The organism is Caballeronia sp. (assembly GCF_028292365.1).
GTDB lineage: Bacteria > Pseudomonadota > Gammaproteobacteria > Burkholderiales > Burkholderiaceae > Caballeronia.
This window is the reverse complement of record NZ_JAQGMM010000606.1, coordinates 1-16,188: the sequence shown is the minus strand read 5'-3', so window position 1 is coordinate 16,188 and position 16,188 is coordinate 1. Positions and strand designations below refer to the sequence as shown.

General features: G+C 60.9%; 10 protein-coding genes. 4 read left to right on the top strand and 6 right to left on the bottom strand.

Annotated elements, in window-relative coordinates:
• Positions 1 to 207: 207 nt before the first annotated feature.
• From JWR14_RS35555 to cobA, 5 genes are all read right to left on the bottom strand, one after another.
• A complete protein-coding gene (locus JWR14_RS35555; RefSeq protein ID WP_299718873.1) occupies positions 208 to 1,383 on the bottom strand; it encodes a porin in 1,176 nt (391 codons plus the stop codon).
• Positions 1,384 to 2,026: 643 nt separating this feature from the next.
• Entirely contained in the window at positions 2,027 to 3,415 is a 1,389-nt protein-coding gene (locus tag JWR14_RS35550; protein WP_299718871.1) for a YihY/virulence factor BrkB family protein, read from the bottom strand.
• 393 nt (positions 3,416 to 3,808) lie between these two features.
• On the bottom strand, positions 3,809 to 4,975 hold the full coding sequence (locus JWR14_RS35545; protein ID WP_299718869.1) for a CmpA/NrtA family ABC transporter substrate-binding protein: 1,167 nt from the start codon (positions 4,973 to 4,975) through the stop codon (positions 3,809 to 3,811).
• Between the two features lie 9 nt (positions 4,976 to 4,984).
• The gene (locus tag JWR14_RS35540; protein ID WP_299718867.1) at positions 4,985 to 5,560 is read right to left on the bottom strand and encodes an ANTAR domain-containing protein; all 576 of its coding nucleotides are present in this window, start codon (positions 5,558 to 5,560) and stop codon (positions 4,985 to 4,987) included.
• Positions 5,561 to 5,660: 100 nt separating this feature from the next.
• The gene (gene cobA, locus JWR14_RS35535; protein WP_299718865.1) at positions 5,661 to 6,473 is read right to left on the bottom strand and encodes a uroporphyrinogen-III C-methyltransferase; all 813 of its coding nucleotides are present in this window, start codon (positions 6,471 to 6,473) and stop codon (positions 5,661 to 5,663) included.
• Between the two features lie 628 nt (positions 6,474 to 7,101).
• Here cobA and JWR14_RS35530 point away from each other — a divergent pair.
• From JWR14_RS35530 to JWR14_RS35515, 4 genes are read left to right on the top strand one after another with little or no spacing between them, the layout of a single operon-like run.
• Positions 7,102 to 8,430 (top strand): MFS transporter, encoded by a 1,329-nt coding sequence (locus tag JWR14_RS35530; protein ID WP_299718863.1) that lies wholly within the window; start codon positions 7,102 to 7,104, stop codon positions 8,428 to 8,430.
• A 13-nt stretch (positions 8,431 to 8,443) separates the two neighbouring features.
• On the top strand, positions 8,444 to 10,984 hold the full coding sequence (nirB, locus tag JWR14_RS35525) for a nitrite reductase large subunit NirB (protein WP_299718861.1): 2,541 nt from the start codon (positions 8,444 to 8,446) through the stop codon (positions 10,982 to 10,984).
• 39 nt (positions 10,985 to 11,023) lie between these two features.
• On the top strand, positions 11,024 to 11,371 hold the full coding sequence (nirD, locus tag JWR14_RS35520) for a nitrite reductase small subunit NirD (protein ID WP_299718859.1): 348 nt from the start codon (positions 11,024 to 11,026) through the stop codon (positions 11,369 to 11,371).
• A 28-nt stretch (positions 11,372 to 11,399) separates the two neighbouring features.
• Positions 11,400 to 15,596, top strand: coding sequence for a bifunctional nitrate reductase/sulfite reductase flavoprotein subunit alpha (locus JWR14_RS35515; RefSeq protein ID WP_299718857.1), 4,197 nt, complete (start codon positions 11,400 to 11,402; stop codon positions 15,594 to 15,596).
• A gap of 25 nt (positions 15,597 to 15,621) precedes the next feature.
• On the opposite strand, the gene JWR14_RS35510 is transcribed toward JWR14_RS35515, so the two are convergent.
• A partial coding sequence (locus tag JWR14_RS35510; protein ID WP_299718855.1) for an MFS transporter occupies positions 15,622 to 16,188 on the bottom strand: 567 nt, incomplete at its 5' end.

Sequence of the window (16,188 nt, the reverse complement as noted above, 5' to 3'; positions counted from 1 at the left end):
GGTGTCCAACTTTTGGGGTGCAGTTCACTTCGGCGTAAGTCGATTGGGCCGTTTCTATTTTCGGCCTGGGCATCGCGATCACGGCAACTCAGCGCGCTGCACACGACACGCATAAAAAAACAGCCATCGGCGAAGCCGATGGCTGTTTTTGAACCGCAGTCTGAACCGGCGCGCTATGCAATGAAACGCTGCACGCCGAATCTGGCTTTAGAACTTGTGACGGATACCAACAAGCACCATTTCTTGCGAGCTCGTACCGTTAAAGCCGAACGAACCGATCGATGCTTGTGCTTGTTGATTTACGCGAACCGTCTGGCCAGCAGCGTTCGTGGTGAACGTAGCTTGCGTGCCGCTTGCTTTCTGGTAAGCGCCGAGTGCGTAGAAATCCGTGCGCTTGGAAATCGTGTAGTCCGCACCGATGCCGACCTGGTTGTAATGAGCACCCGTGTCGCCACTCGCTTTCTCGTACGTGTAGCCCAAGCCGATCAGGAAAGCCGGCGTCAGCTGGTAGTTCGCGAACGCGCTGCCAATGTTGTACGTCTCTGTCGATGAGAATGCCGAGAAACCGTCCGGACGGTACTTCACATTGCTGTACGAACCGCCGAGCGTTACCGGGCCGATAGCGTACTGAGCTGCTGCACGGGCGATGGCGATCGAGTGAGCCGAGGCGTAGCCACCGTTGATCGCGCTGTCGAAGATCGAATCCGACGACGGGCTATTCCAGGTCGTAGCCGAACGGCCTGCACTCGGATTGCTCGTGTAGTAGTAACCGGCAGCCAAGCCCAACGGGCCGTTGTTATATGCAACTGCACCGCTCCACGTCTGGCCTTGACCCGTCGTGCCGGCGCCGTTGCTGAAACCATACATGCCTTCGAATTGCAGGCCGGCATAGTTCGGCGAAACGTACTTCACAGCGTTATTCACACGCGAGCTGTTGTCGTAGTTATCGACGTCGCCCGGTGTACCGACGATGGACGCCCAGTAGTTGTCACCCGTGATGCCTTGCACCATGTCAACGAGCGGATCGTATTGACGACCGAGCGTGACCGTACCGAGCTTGTCCGACGTCAAACCGACGAATGCCTGACGACCGAATTGACGACCACCTTGGCCCAGTGCACCCGTGTTCACGTTAAAGCCGTTTTCCAATTGGAAAATTGCCTTCAAACCGCCGCCCAAGTCTTCCGAACCCTTCAGGCCCCAACGGTCACCAGACAAGTTACCTGCAGAGAGGCCAACCAGACGGTTGTTGCCGTTTGCGTGGTTAACATAGGCGACAGCCTCATCGATCACGCCGTAAAGGGTCACGCTGCTTTGCGCGTGAGCCGCGCCAGCTGTGCCGAGCAGTGCCAGCGAAAGGGAAGTCAGTGCGAAACGTTTCATCAGGTTCTCCACGCTAGGATTAAATTCGTTGTTGCCGGCGCAGAGAATAACGCAGCGTTACAAAACTTAAGAACTGAAAAATTAAAACATGTCTCAAAAAAAAGACACTTTCCTGCTGACCGTGTGATCTCTCGTAAGGCAAGCCTGTCAAGGCTTCCGCCGTTGATTCATCTAGTGAAAGCACGATGGCAGAGGTGCCGTCAGAAAGTTCCTTTTAAAGCAATTGGTTCAGCGCGAAACGGGCGTTTTTATTAGTGTTTTACTAATGGGTTGTTATAAGCGAGACATGCCGGAGGCACCCGCGAGGAGCGCTGTTGCAGGCAAGAGGAGCGCTGTATATGGTTCGGCGAGGGTTGACGCCGGGCAGTCGCTAGAGAGCACCAAGGAGTGCACGACGCCCAGAGGCGAGCCCTGGCGTTGTGGATTACCAACACTCTTACTCATTGAAAGCGTCATTCTTGCATCCATCGCAACAGAAACGCTGCGTCTCAGCATCGCGAATGGTCCATGCAATTTTGACGAAGTTTCAGGCAATCAAGCTTTTGACACGGAAAACTGCCGTGTCACGGATCATGCGGATCACGCGGATCACACCGGTTCGGGATGGATCTAGCTCTTGAACCTGCCGCCGGTCTCTCCGGCGTTATTCGTCGTTTGTCACGGGCAAGTTGCGGCCCGTTCGGCTTCCCGCTTCCCGTCCTGATGCGCGGCCCGTTTCGCGGCCCGTTTCGCGGCCCGTCTCGCGTCCCGATAACAGCGCGAACGCCAAACCTGCGCCGCCGGCCAGCAACACGGCACGCCACGGATACCGCTTCACCAGGCCATTGGCCTGCACCGCCTTGCGCCCGCAATCCAGCATGGCCTGCGCCGTTACCCGCGTGGCAGTGGTTTCCGCGCGGGCCAGCTTGCGGCTCAGGGTCAACGCAGTACTTAATGCTGACACGCGTTTGCGCGCCTGCTGCGTCAAATGCTGCGAGCGTTCAGCACGCTGTCCGATGGATGCTCGCGTACGCCCCGGCACGACCGTAAAGGCTTTTGCAGTCCTGAGGTTGTCCGCATCTGCATCTGCACGGCCGGCGCCGGGAACCGTCGAGCCCGCCAGCATCGAGCCGATCTTCGCGCGGCTGCCCGGCGGGACCCGCGTGCTTTGCTGGCCCCACGCACCACGGGGATCATGCAAACGTGCCCGCGCGGCTGAAAACTCGGCGCCAAGCAGCAGGACTGCCGCCGAGAAGTACAGCCACATCAGCAACACGGCAAGCGAGCCCGCCGCGCCGAATGAGTTCGCTGTGCCGGCGTGAGTCAGGTAGAACGCAAACAGCTTCTTGCCAACGGAAAAGAGGATGGCGGCAACAAACCCGCCGACCAGTGCGTCACGCCATTGGACCCGGCCGTCGGGGAGGAACTTCAGGAGTGCCCCGAACGCGAGCGAGAGAATCACCAGTCCGACCACCAACTGAACAATGTCGCCGATGATCACGAAGGGCGAATTACCCCAAAGCCATGTGCCCACGGCCTGGATGGCGGTATCGAGGACTAGCGAGACGATCAGCAGGAAGGCCACTCCCAGCACCAGGCCGAACGAGATCAGCCGCACCCGCACCAGCGCGAATACGCTGGATTTCTGGTCGCCGGTCAGGGGCCACACGAGATTCAGCGCGGTGTTGAGCGACGAAAATGTCGCGGAGGCGCCCACCGCCAGCAACACGAACGAGATCACTGCGGCGATACCCGTGCCGCCGCTGCGGTGCGCATTCTCGACAATGCTCTGCACGCTCGCCGCGGCCTGATCGCCAAGCAGTCCATTGACCTGATGGAACAATTGACCACGCGCGGCGTCTGCGCCGAACACCCAGCCGGCCACGGCGATGACCATGACCAGCGTGGGCGCCAACGAAAACGCGGAATAGAACGCGATGCTCGCAGCCATGGCGGCGCAGCGATCCTCGCCAAATTTCTTGAGCGCGCCCATCACCCAGGAGGCGTCCTTTTTCACCACAGCCTGAATTTTCTCGGTGGACAACGTGCTCATGGAAACCTCTGCTTCGATGATGGTGATGATGACCTTGACGGTTTGTAATCCGTCGAAGCAGGATGCGTTCCACGGCCGGCAAGCTCTTGGTCACATCACATCACATCACATCGCATCGCAGCGTGCCGGGGACTGATGAAGCATCCGTCATCCGGTCGCAGCCTGGCAACCTAAACCGGGCTCATAGGCCATTCGGATGCTTTTGGCACGCACTTTCGCCGGCCATCGTCGAGATTGTTCTACGTAGCCATACGTTCAACGGCAGCGAGTTTTTCCATCGACGCGGGAATGAGCTGGGGAATGCGCACGTGACCGCGCGAATGAAGGCCGTACCGTCACGCGGTGACATGCATCGCCGAGCCGTTGCGGCCAGCGACGAACGCGCCCACCGCGTCAGGCACGCATGGCGAACCCGTCGAGATAGGCGGCGGGATTTTGTCCGTCCCAGACGCGCCCGTCGAGCAGTATGTCCGCGCGAATCTCGTCCGGTACGCGAACATCCGCCAATTCGGCGGCCTCGCGATACAGCGCCGTCTGGCTGATCGCCGCTGCAATTGCGGCGTCGTCGTGACTGCCGCTTAGCAAACCCCATCGGCGATATTGCGTCAGGAACCACAGGCCATCGGACGGACGCGGATAGTTGACGGCGCCTTTATCGAAGAAACTAGCGGGGCGGGGGAGCGGCTGTCCGGGGAATTGCGCCGCATCATAGTCACCGTAGTCACCGAGCAGGCGTGGCGCGATCAATTCCTGCGGGACGCCTAACAGTTCCGGCGCGGCGAGCCACGTCGAGATGTCGGCGCGATGTGCGGGATCGTCAAGCCATCGGCACGCCTCGAGCATTGTCTGGATCAGCGCGCGTGCAGTGTTCGGATAAAGCGCGACAAAATCGCGCCGGCTGGCAAGCACCTTTTCCGGGTGGTCCGGCCAGATCTGGCTCGTGATCGCGACGGTCCTGCCCGCGCGGCGCGACTCGGCAACCGCGTTCCACGGCTCACCGACACAAAATCCGTCGAGCTGGCCCTCGGCCAACGCATCGACCATTTGCGGCGGCGGGATCACGATGCTGCGAATGTCGCGCAGCGGATGCACGCCAAGCGCTGCGAGCCAGTAGTACAACCACATCGCGTGCGTGCCGGTCGGAAAGGTCTGTGCAAAGACCGGAGGACGGCCGAGCGACGCGAGCGCCTCCTTCAAATTGCCGCTCCTGCTCAACGCATCGGCAAGCGGATTCGACAGCGTGATGGCCTGGCCATTCCGGTTCAGTACCATCAGCACGGCCATGTCGCCTTGCGGTCCGCCAATACCGAGCTGGACGCCGTACACGAGCCCGTAGAGCGCGTGCGCCGCATCGATCTCGCCGGACAACAGCTTGTCGCGCACAGCAGCCCAAGAGGGTTGCCGGCACAGTTCGAGCGTCAGGCCATGGCTGTGGCCAAACTCGAGGATCTTGGCAACGGCGAGCGGGGCGACATCGCTCAGCGCCACGAAACCCAGGCGGATGTGAGTCTTCTCGGGTCGCTCGGACGCGTGGTTCAAAGCGGCTGTGGGCGTGTTCATGTTCTGGGGCTACCCTAATAAATCGGCCATCGACACCAACTGTCGCGCAACCTCGGCAAGCTTCATTCCCTCGTCCATTGCGCGCTTGCGCAGCATGGCGTAAGCCTCCGGTTCGGACATCTTGCGCCGGTCCATCAACAAGCGCTTGGCCCGGTCGATCAGCTTGCGGTCCGCGAGTTCGTTCTCGGCTTCGGCGAGCCGCTTGCGCAATTGCTCCTCGCGGGCGAAACGCGCTAGCGCGACTTCGAGAATGGGTGCAAGCCGCGCGGCCTCCAGGCCTTCGACAAGGTAAGCACTCACGCCTGCACTGACCGCCGCGTGAATCAGTTTCTGGTCGCCGTCGTTGCTGAACATGAGGACCGGGCGCGGCGCGGTTTCGTTCATTACGGCGAGTTGCTCGAGCGTATCGCGTGAAGGCGATTCTGTGTCGATGATGACCACATCCGGGCGCTGTTCTTCCACCACCTCAGGCAAGGCCGCAGGGGTCGCCACCTCGGCCAGCATGTCGTAGCCCAGGCGTGCAAGCGCCTGGCGAAGATCGCCAATGGGTTTGTCGGTGTCGGTGACGAGCAGCACGCGAAGCATGGATCAGGCGCCGGAATAGCTCATGCAAGATCGGCCGGCCGCAACGCTGGCCGGCGGCGGGTTGGCGAGCACCATGGAGACCGCGTGCGCTGTGCGCGTGTCAGGCTGCATGCTGGACCGTATCAGTGATGTGTTGCCATGCGTTGAAGGCCGCATGCTCGTTCACGGCAAGAGCGCTGGTCCCATGGTGATTCACCGAATCTACCGCTTCGCTGATCGCGTTGCCAACGAGGATCACGGCGGGGCTTCGCAGACCTGCTTTCACGGCGTCAGTCGCCATGCAATCCAGCCGCCCAAGCCAGCGCCGCTCGGATGCTGTTCCTGCCCATTGAACCACTGCGGCAGGGGTGCACGCCGGCAACGCCGAGAGCAGTGCATGGCACAGGCTTTCGATACGCGTCATGCCCATGTAGATCGCGAGCGTGGTGCCAGTTGCCGCGAGCGCGGCCCAGTCGGGTTCACCATGATCCTGCTTGTGCGCCGTAACGAAGGTTACGCCCTGACAATGCTCGCGATGCGTCAGCGATATCCCGAGACTCGCGGCCGCTGCAAAGCCGGACGAAATGCCGTTGATGATCTCTACCGGAATCCGCGCGTGCCGCAGTGCTGCGAGTTCTTCGCCCGCGCGTCCGAACAGCAGGGCGTCGCCACCCTTCACGCGAACCACGTGCAGTCCCTTGAGGGCATAACGCTGCATCAATCGCTGGATGAAGGCTTGCGGTGTCGACTTGCAGCCGCCGCGCTTGCCCACCCGGATCACGCGAGCTCGTGGCGCAAGCGACACGATCTCGGGATTGGCGAGATCGTCCAGCAACACGATATCCGCCAGCGCTAATGCTTTGGCGGCTTTGATCGTGAGCAGGTCCAGATCGCCGGGACCGGCGCTAAGCAAGGTGACCTTGCCTGTTGTCATCGTGATGTCCTTTGGTGGCTTAACAAGCATGCATCTGCCGCCGCGCTCCAACGAAAAACGGCGTCCGCTCGTGCTCTTGCACGAAGGGACGCCGTTGTCCTGAGTCGCCGGTGTTTACCGGCATTCACATCAATAAGACTGTGATATCCACGCGCCCGACATCGTTGCCGTGCACAGCCAGACATAGGCAATATCCAGGCCAGAAGAGGTTGGTTTTAACGCGCGCGTTGACTGATCCTTTGATCAGTAAGCTGCCCGCCGCGCGAAGCCACGCTCCTAATGCGCATGAGCATGCGCGAGGCTCTCTTCAGTCTCGTGAAGCCGATCCCGAATGACTTCTCGCTCGCACGCGGACAGTGCTGGTTCGCACCGCGAGTGTGCGGCGCTGCATCAAAATGCACCGCACGTATCCGGCTGAAAATGCGTGACCACCCGCAAACGCCCACCAGATAAAGAGCCGCCGGGCATGGCATGGCGCTTGCATTTAAAGCGTCCATGGATCAACGGCGGTCCAGTTTCATTGCAAGGCTTCAGCAGCGGCCCATGACGGGCCTTTTGGACAAAGGCGTCCCCTGAACTCAGTCATCGGCTGGGTTCACGGGGCGCCTTTTTGTTTTGTGGAAAAACAATGGCAGACAAAGCAACCCGGATTGATCTCTTCAGCCTGCGCACCGTGCCCATGCGTGCTTTCCATCTCACATGGATGGCGTTCTTCGTCTGCTTCTTTGCGTGGTTCGCCTGTGCGCCGTTGATGCCGTTAATCAAGCGCGAGTTCGGGCTGTCCATCGATCAGGTTGCCAATATCAACATTGCCGCGGTCGCGGCGACCATCCTGGTGCGACTCGTGATTGGCCCGATGTGCGACCGCTACGGTCCGCGCAAGGTCTATACGGGGTTGCTGATCCTTGGCGCATTTCCCGTGTTCGGCGCGGCGCTCTCGGGCGGTTATGAAAGCTTCCTGCTGTGTCGCCTCGGCATTGGCGCGGTAGGCGCGAGCTTCGTTATTACGCAGTACCACACATCGGTGATGTTCGCGCCGAACGTGGTCGGCACGGCTAACGCGGCCAGCGCCGGCTGGGGCAATGCCGGGGCCGGCGCGGCGCAAATGCTGGTGCCGTTGCTGCTTGCGGGCATGCTCGCACTCGGCGCCGCAGATGCATCGGCATGGCGCCTCGCGCTCGTCGTCCCAGGGCTGGCCATGCCGGTGATGGCCTGGTTCTACTGGCGCTTCACGCAGGACTGCCCGCAAGGCAACTTCACGCAATTGCGCGCTCAGGGCATCACCATCGACGGCGGCAAGAAGGGCGGCTGGGCGAGCTTTCGCGCCGCCTGCGCGAACTATCGCGTGTGGATGCTTTTCGTCACCTATGCGGCTTGCTTTGGCGTCGAAGTCTTCATCCACAACATCGCCGCGATCTATTACGTCGATCACTTCCATCTGTCGCTGAAAGCCGCCGGTGTCGCTGCCGGCAGCTTTGGGTTGCTCGCCCTGTTTGCCCGTGCGCTCGGCGGCTGGCTCTCGGACAAGGCCGCGGCACGGCGTGGCCTGGAGATTCGCTCGACCTTGTTGTTTGTGCTGATCGCGGGCGAAGGCCTCGGGCTTTTCTGGTTCTCACATGCGGATAGTGCGGCGCTCGCCGTGGTGGCCATGCTGAGCTTTGGCTTGTTCACGCACATGGCGTGTGGCGCGACCTACGCGCTCGTGCCGTTCATCGATCGCCAGGCGCTGGGCGGCGTAGCGGGGATTATTGGCGCGGGCGGCAACGTGGGCGCAGTGGCAGCGGGCTTCCTCATGAAGGGCTTTGGCAACGTCCAGGAGACGCTCGCGATGCTCGGCGTGCTGGTCACGTTGTCCGCGTTATGCGCACTCGCGGTGCGCTTCAGTTCCGAGCACAAGGCACAGGAAGCTGTGCTGCGTGCAGATGCATTGGGTGCCAACAACAGCATTGCTAATTGAGAGCGTCCTGATCATGAAAATTGTCGTCATCGGCCATGGCATGGTCGGCCATAAGTTCCTCGAATGCCTCGCTGAGAATGCAGCGCATGGGCTCGATATCACCGTGCTATGCGAAGAACCGAGGCCGGCTTACGACCGCGTGCATCTGTCGGAATTCTTCTCCGGCAAATCGGCGCAGGACCTGTCGCTGGTCGAGCCGGGATTTTTCGAACGTGCGAACGTCCGGCTCGAACTGAATGCGAAGGCTGTGTCGATCGATCGCGCGGCGCGGAGCGTGACGGTGTCCACCGGCGAGGTATTGGCGTACGACAAACTCGTGCTCGCTACCGGTTCTTATCCGTTCGTGCCGCCGGTTGCGGGCAATGAGCGCCGTGACTGCTTCGTGTACCGCACCATTGAAGACCTTGAGGCAATGAAGGAATGCGGCGAGCGCTCGAAGACGGGCACGGTCGTAGGCGGTGGACTGTTGGGGCTTGAATGCGCCAAGGCATTGCGCGACATGGGCTTGCAGACGCATGTGGTCGAGTTCGCACCGCGCCTGATGGCCGTGCAGGTCGACGACACCGGCGCGCGTGTCTTGCGCAGCAAGATTGAAGAGCTGGGCGTGACGGTTCATACGCAGAAGAACACCGTGGCCATAGTCGACGGAGAGAACGGCACGCACCGCATGGAGTTCGCCGATGCAACCCATCTCGACACCGACATGATCGTGTTCTCCGCCGGCATCCGCCCGCGCGACGAGATTGCGCGGATCAGCGGCCTCGACGTCGGCGCGCGCGGTGGCATCGTGATCGACGACAACTGCCGCACGAGCGACGACGATATCTACGCGATCGGAGAATGCGCACTCTGGAACGGACAGGTCTTCGGGCTGGTTGCGCCGGGTTATGACATGGCGCGTATTGTCGCCAAGCAGTTGCTGGGCGAGCCGGCTGGTTTCACGGGCGCCGACATGAGCACGAAGTTGAAGCTGATGGGCGTGGACGTGGCGAGTATTGGCGATGCGCACGGCAAGACGCCGGGCAGCCGCGCCTATCAGTTCAGCGATGAGCGCAAGCAGGTCTACAAGAAGCTGGTGGTATCCGAGTGCGGCAAGTATTTGCTTGGTGGCGTGATGGTCGGCGACGCGGCCGAATACGGCACGCTCTTGCAGATGATGCTGAACCGCATCGAGTTGCCGGAGGCGCCGGAATTCCTGATTCTCCCTTCGTCAGACGGCAAGCAAAAGCCCGGTCTTGGCGTTGATGTGCTGCCTGACACCGCGCAGATCTGCTCGTGCAACAACGTGTCCAAAGGCCAGTTATGCGAAGCGGTCTGCGCGGGTGCAACCAGCATCGGTGCATTGAAGTCCTCGACCAAGGCCGGCAGTTCGTGCGGCGGTTGCGTCGCGCTCGTCACGCAGGTGATGAAGGCCGAGATGAAAAAACAGGGGTTCGCGGTCAACAATCACATATGCGAACACTTCCCGTACTCACGCCAAGAGCTTTATCACATGGTGCGCGTCGAGCGCATTGAGACGTTTAGCGCGTTGCTCGCGAAGCATGGCCACGGCCTTGGCTGTGACATCTGTAAGCCCGCTGCCGCCGCGATTCTTGCATCGTGCTGGAACGAGTTCGTGCTGAAGAAAGAGCACGCAAGCTTGCAGGATTCGAATGACTATTACCTCGCCAACATCCAGCGCGACGGCACCTATTCCGTTGTCCCCCGGATGCCGGGCGGCGAGGTCACGCCCGATGGATTGATCGCGGTCGGCCAGGTCGCAAAGAAGTACGGCTTGTACACCAAGGTCACGGGCGGGGCGCGTGTTGATTTGTTCGGTGCGCGGGTTGAACAGTTGCCGCTGATCTGGGAAGAGTTGATCGCGGCGGGCTTCGAATCGGGTCATGCGTACGGCAAGTCAGTGCGCACGGTGAAGTCATGCGTGGGTTCAACCTGGTGCCGCTATGGCGTGGGCGATTCGGTCGGTCTCGCGATCGATATAGAAAACCGTTACAAGGGCTTGCGCACACCCCACAAGATCAAGTTCGGCGTGTCCGGCTGCACGCGTGAATGCGCAGAAGCGCAAGGCAAGGACATTGGCGTGATTGCCACGGAGAAGGGCTGGAACCTTTACGTTTGCGGTAACGGCGGCATGAAACCGCGTCACGCCGAGCTGCTTGCATCGGATCTCGATCGTGCCACGCTGGTGCAGTACATCGACCGCTTCCTGATGTTCTATATCCGTACCGCGGATCGGTTGCAGCGCACCAGCGTGTGGCGTGACAACCTGGAAGGTGGGCTTGAGTACCTGATCGATGTCGTGGTGCACGACAAGCTTCAGCTTGCCGCGGAACTAGAAGCGGAGATGCAGCACGTGGTCGACACCTACGAATGCGAGTGGAAAAAGGCCATCAACGATCCGGACACGCGCAAGCGCTTCCGTCACTTTGTGAACAGCGACGCAGCCGATGCGAACGTGAGTTTTGTCGAAGAGCGTGGCCAGATTCGCCCGGCGACGCCGGTTGAACGGCAACTGAAGCGAATCGATATTCCGGTGGTTGTCGAGACGGTTTGAAGCACGCGCGATCTACCGATCCGCATCAAGGACATCATCATGAACAACGATCGAATTCCAAGCTCATGGGTGCCTGTGTGCCCGCTCGACGACATCGTGCCGAACACCGGGGTCTGTGCGCTCATCAACGGCGAGCAAGTCGCTGTGTTCCATCTCTCCGATGGCAACCCCAGCGTGTTTGCGATCGATAACTTCGATCCGGGTTCGCAGGCGTCGGTGCTGTCGCGCGGATTGATCGGCAATCTGGGTGAGCGCATTGTGGTGGCATCGCCGATTTTCAAGCATCACTACGATCTTCGCACGGGTGAATGCCTCGAGATCCCGGAGAACTCGGTTAACGTCTTCGCCGCGCGCGTGGAGGATGGTCACGTATGGGTCGCGGTATGAGCAAGGTACGCGGGTTCGAGAGTCGATCATGATTTCCGGCAGCGTCAAAACTGTGTGCCCGTACTGCGGCGTTGGCTGCGGCATGGTCTTGCAAGTCGAGAAGGGAGAGGTGGTCAAGGTGTCCGGCGACAAGGAGCATCCGGCGAACTTCGGACGCCTCTGCACCAAGGGCTCATCGGCGCATGTGGTCTTGCGCAAATCGGGCCGTCTGGAATGCGCTTTCATTCGCCACGAACGGGATCAGGACCCGATCCCGTTGCCCATGGCGCAAGCGATTCCCGACACAGCCCGGCGCCTGCGCGGATTGCTTGACGAGCACGGCCCGGACGCGCTTTCGTTCTATGTGTCGGGGCAGATGTCGATCGAGGCGCAGTACCTCGTCAACAAGCTCGCGAAGGGGTTTGTCGGCACGAACAACATAGAGTCCAATTCGCGGCTCTGCATGGCAAGCGCCGGGAGCGGCTACAAACTATCGCTGGGCGCCGACGGTCCGCCCGGCTCGTACGAGGACATCGATAAGGCCAACCTGTTTTTTGTGATCGGCGCGAACATGGCGGACTGCCACCCGATCCTGTTCCTGCGCATGATGGATCGCGTGAAGGCTGGTGCGAAGCTGATCGTGGTGGACCCGCGCCGCAATGCCACCGCCGACAAAGCCAGTCTCTTCATGCAGATCAAACCGGGTACCGATCTCGCGTTGCTCAATGGTCTGCTGTATCTGTTGCATCAGAACGGTCATACCGATGCTGGTTTCATCGCCGAGTCGACCGAAGGTTGGGATGCGATGCCTGCCTTTCTCGAGGACTATGCGCCGGATAAGGTGGCTGAGATCACCGGGATTCCCGAAGCGGATATTCGCCGCGCGGCGCAATGGATCGGCGAGGCGCCCGAATGGATGAGCTGCTGGACCATGGGCCTCAACCAGAGCACGCATGGCACCTGGAACACGAACGGCATCTGTAACCTGCATCTGGCCACGGGCAAGATATGTCGGCCGGGCAGCGGGCCGTTCTCGCTCACGGGGCAGCCTAATGCCATGGGCGGGCGTGAGATGGGTTACATGGGACCTGGGCTGCCCGGCCAGCGTTCGGTGCTGGTGGAAGAGGACCGGGATTTTATCGAGGACCTGTGGGGCGTTCCGAAGGGCACGCTCAAGACTTCGCCTGGCCAAGGCACCGTGGACATGTTCTCGCGGATGGTGACGGGCGAGATCAAGGCCTGCTGGATCATCTGCACAAATCCTGTTGCAAGCGTGCCGAACCGGCAGACCGTGATCGCGGGCTTGCAGGCCGCAGAGCTGGTCATTGCACAGGATGCCTTCCTCGATACCGAAACGAATCGCTACGCCGATGTCCTTTTGCCCGGCGCGTTGTGGGCCGAGGCCGAAGGCGTGATGATCAACTCCGAGCGCAACATGACGCTTGCGCAGAAGGCCATCGAGCCGCCGGGCGCGGCGTTGCCGGACTGGCAGATCATCGCGCGCGTGGCATGTGAAATGGGTTTCGCCGATGCGTTCAGCTACGCATCGGCAGAAGAGGTCTTCGCCGAGATCACCCGGACATCGAATCTCAAGACTGGCTACGACTTACGCGGCGCGAGTCATGAGCGCCTGCGCCAGACACCTTTGCAATGGCCGTGTGCGCCGGACGTTACTGCCGACCGCAATCCGGTGCGCTACGTCAACGACGGCGTGAGCCAAACGCTCAGGGAAATGCCGGACGGCAGCCGTCCGCACCTGGTCTTTCCCACCTCAACCGGCAAGGCCGTTTTCCTCGCTCGCCCGCATGTGCTGCCGGCTGAAATGCCCGACAGTGAACGGCCGATCGTGCTGAACACGGGCCGCTTGCAGCATCAGTGGCACACCATGACCAAGACCGGCAAGGTGCCCATGCTGAACAAGCTGAACCCGGCTCCGTTCGTGGAGATTCATCCCGAAGATGCAGCCGCGCTGGGTATCAAGGCGAAGGACGCGGTCGAGATTCGATCGCGCCGCGGCCGTGCCGTGCTGCCGGCGATCGTCACCGATCGCGTTCGTGCCGGCAACTGTTTTGCGCCCATGCATTGGAACGATGTCTTCGGCGAAGATCTTTGCATCAACGCCGTGACGAATGACGCGATCGACCCTATTTCGCAGCAACCTGAATTCAAGTTTTGCGCCGTTGCGCTCAGCCGCGTAGCGTCTAAAGCTGACATGGCGAATCCCGAGATGCGTGACAATGCCGCCCGCCCGGAACGCGTCGAGCCCGCTGCCGCCGATCAAGCCCGTCCGAACCAGGAACTGGACATGTCCCGTATTGACGCCCTTGCCATGCTGCTCGGTATTCCGAATACGCCCGCGCCCGAACTGAGCGATTCCGAACGCATCTATGTCTCTGGTTTCATGAGCGGCCTGCGCTCCACGGAAGGTCGCTCAACAGATGGCGTACCGACGTTGCCGCTTGGTGCGCCTATCGCCCCTGCCACGCGGCTTTGGCTTGACGGTGTCCTCGCGGGGCTGTTCAGCCGCGCCGAAACGTCCGTGTCAACGCTGGCCGCGCCGGTTGCAGCAACGACCGCCGAGTCCTCTGTGCGCATTGCGCGGGCACGGCCAAAAGTCGTGTTGCTATGGGCTTCCCAGACCGGGAATATCGAATCATTGATCGAGCGATATGCGACTCAGTTGATGGAGTCCGGCTTCGAAATACGGACCACGAGCATGGCCGACTATGCGGTGTCCGATCTGGAGAAAGCGCAGTACGTTCTGTTGATGACGAGCACCTTCGGCGATGGCGACGCCCCCGATAACGGCGAGAGTTTCTGGGCCGCGATTAGTGCCGATAACGCCCCGCGCCTGGATGCTGTGCGTTACGCCGTGCTCGCCTTTGGCGACCGCAACTACGATGCGTTCTGCGGTCATGGCCGCAAGCTCGATACCCGTTTGCTCGAACGTGGAGCGACACGTTTGCTGGAGCGGGTCGACTGCGATGCCGAGTTCCAGCCCGCGGCCGACGCCTGGCTCGAGCGGATCGTCGCGCGTATCAAGGAAGAGGATGCGGCGCTGCATGCAGTCCCGGCTGACGGCATGATTCCGGCCGTACTGCCCGGCACCACGCCCTCGAAGACGCATCCGGCGGCGTCGCGACTGGTGAAGAATCTGCGGCTCAACAAGCAGGGCGCGACAAAAGACACGCGTTATTTCTCGCTGGATACTGCTGGCTCGGGTCTTGATTATGAGGTTGGCGATGCGCTCGGCGTGTGGCCGAGAAACTGCCCCGAACTGGTCGATGAACTCATCGGCCTGAGTGGTCTTAGCGCTGATGCCCCCGTGAAGGTGGCGGGTGCGGGTGAGATGCGGCTGGCCGACGCGCTCGGCAAGCACTATGAAATAGCACGCCCGAATCACGACGCACTGGCGTTTATCGCAGCCAGGACGCGCAACGGTGCAGAGGGTCAAAATAATGCGCTAAGCAGGCTGCTTCGCGAGGACAACAAAGCGGACCTGAAAAAATGGCTGTGGGGTCAGCAACTGGCTGACGTGCTGCATGAATTCCCGGTGGAGCTGTCAGCCACTGAACTGGTTGGCATGCTCAAGCGCATGCAGCCGCGCCTTTATTCGATTGCATCGAGTCCCAGGGCGCACCCGGACGAGATACACCTGACTGTTTCGGCAGTCAGGTACAACAACGGCCGGCGTCAGCGCAAGGGCGTGTCCTCGACGTTTCTGGCTGACCGTGCGGGTGACGCCAGCGTGCCGGTGTTCGTCCAGAAATCGGCGCATTTCCGTCTTCCCCATAGCGGCGATGCACCCATGATCATGGTCGGCCCTGGCACCGGCGTAGCCCCGTTCAGGGGTTTTCTGCATGAACGCCTCGCGCGCGGCGACATCGGCCGCAACTGGTTGTTCTTTGGCGAGCAGCATGCCGCCACGGACTATTACTACGGCGATGAACTCGACGAGATGCGCCGCAAGGGTCTGCTGAACCGTCTCGATCTTGCCTTTTCGCGGGATCAGGCCGAGAAGATCTATGTGCAGGATCGCATGCGTGAGCACGGCGCGGAATTGTGGTCGTGGCTTGATGCGGGGGCCCATTTCTATGTCTGCGGCGATGCGGGCCGCATGGCCCGCGACGTTGACGCAGCGCTCAAATCTGTCGTGGCTCACCATGCCGGCATGAGCGACGACAAGGCCCGCGAATACGTCAGCGGCATGGTCAAGGACAAGCGTTATGTACGGGACGTGTACTGATTTCTGCATAAGCCCCGTGATTCCGCTAACCCCGCAACTGCTGCGCCGCGATGTCTTCAAGCGACCGTCCACGCGTCGGCACGCCCATCAGCACCACTGCCGCCGCACCGATCAGCAGCACGAACGTGGTTGCGCCAAAGACGCCTGGAAAGCCCAGTATCGGATACACATATCCGACCAGGATAGGGGCGGCGATCGCACCCAGCCGACCAATTGATGAAGCCATCCCCGCGCCGGTTGCGCGGACATCGGTTGGAAAAACTTCGGGCGTGTATGCATAAACACCCGCATACGTGCCGTTCATGAAAAACGACAGCAGTACGCCGGACAGCATGATGCCCGCGTCGCTGCGCGTGAGCGCGAGACCCAATGCCGACACTCCTCCCAGCACCATGTACGACGCAATAGTCGCTTGCCGGCCGATTTTTTCGTTCAACCATGCGCCTGAGAAATAACCCGGTATCTGAGCGATATAGATCACGAGCGAGTAAGAAAAGCTGCGCGTGATCGTCATGCCGTTCTGTACCAGCAGGCTCGGAATCCACGTGAAGAAGGCGTAGTAGCTGAAGGTGATCGACAACCACATGAGCCA

Bases quoted from the DNA above. Each gene is read 5' to 3' on its own strand.
- nirB (WP_299718861.1), top strand. From the start codon at position 8,444: ATGAAAATTGTCGTCATCGGCCATGGCATGGTCGGCCATAAGTTCCTC.
- JWR14_RS35515 (WP_299718857.1), top strand. From the start codon at position 11,400: ATGATTTCCGGCAGCGTCAAAACTGTGTGCCCGTACTGCGGCGTTGGC.
- cobA (WP_299718865.1), bottom strand. From the start codon at position 6,473: ATGACAACAGGCAAGGTCACCTTGCTTAGCGCCGGTCCCGGCGATCTG.
- JWR14_RS35530 (WP_299718863.1), top strand. From the start codon at position 7,102: ATGGCAGACAAAGCAACCCGGATTGATCTCTTCAGCCTGCGCACCGTG.
- JWR14_RS35540 (WP_299718867.1), bottom strand. From the start codon at position 5,560: ATGCTTCGCGTGCTGCTCGTCACCGACACCGACAAACCCATTGGCGAT.
- JWR14_RS35545 (WP_299718869.1), bottom strand. From the start codon at position 4,975: ATGAACACGCCCACAGCCGCTTTGAACCACGCGTCCGAGCGACCCGAG.
- nirD (WP_299718859.1), top strand. From the start codon at position 11,024: ATGAACAACGATCGAATTCCAAGCTCATGGGTGCCTGTGTGCCCGCTC.
- JWR14_RS35555 (WP_299718873.1), bottom strand. From the start codon at position 1,383: ATGAAACGTTTCGCACTGACTTCCCTTTCGCTGGCACTGCTCGGCACA.
- JWR14_RS35550 (WP_299718871.1), bottom strand. From the start codon at position 3,415: ATGAGCACGTTGTCCACCGAGAAAATTCAGGCTGTGGTGAAAAAGGAC.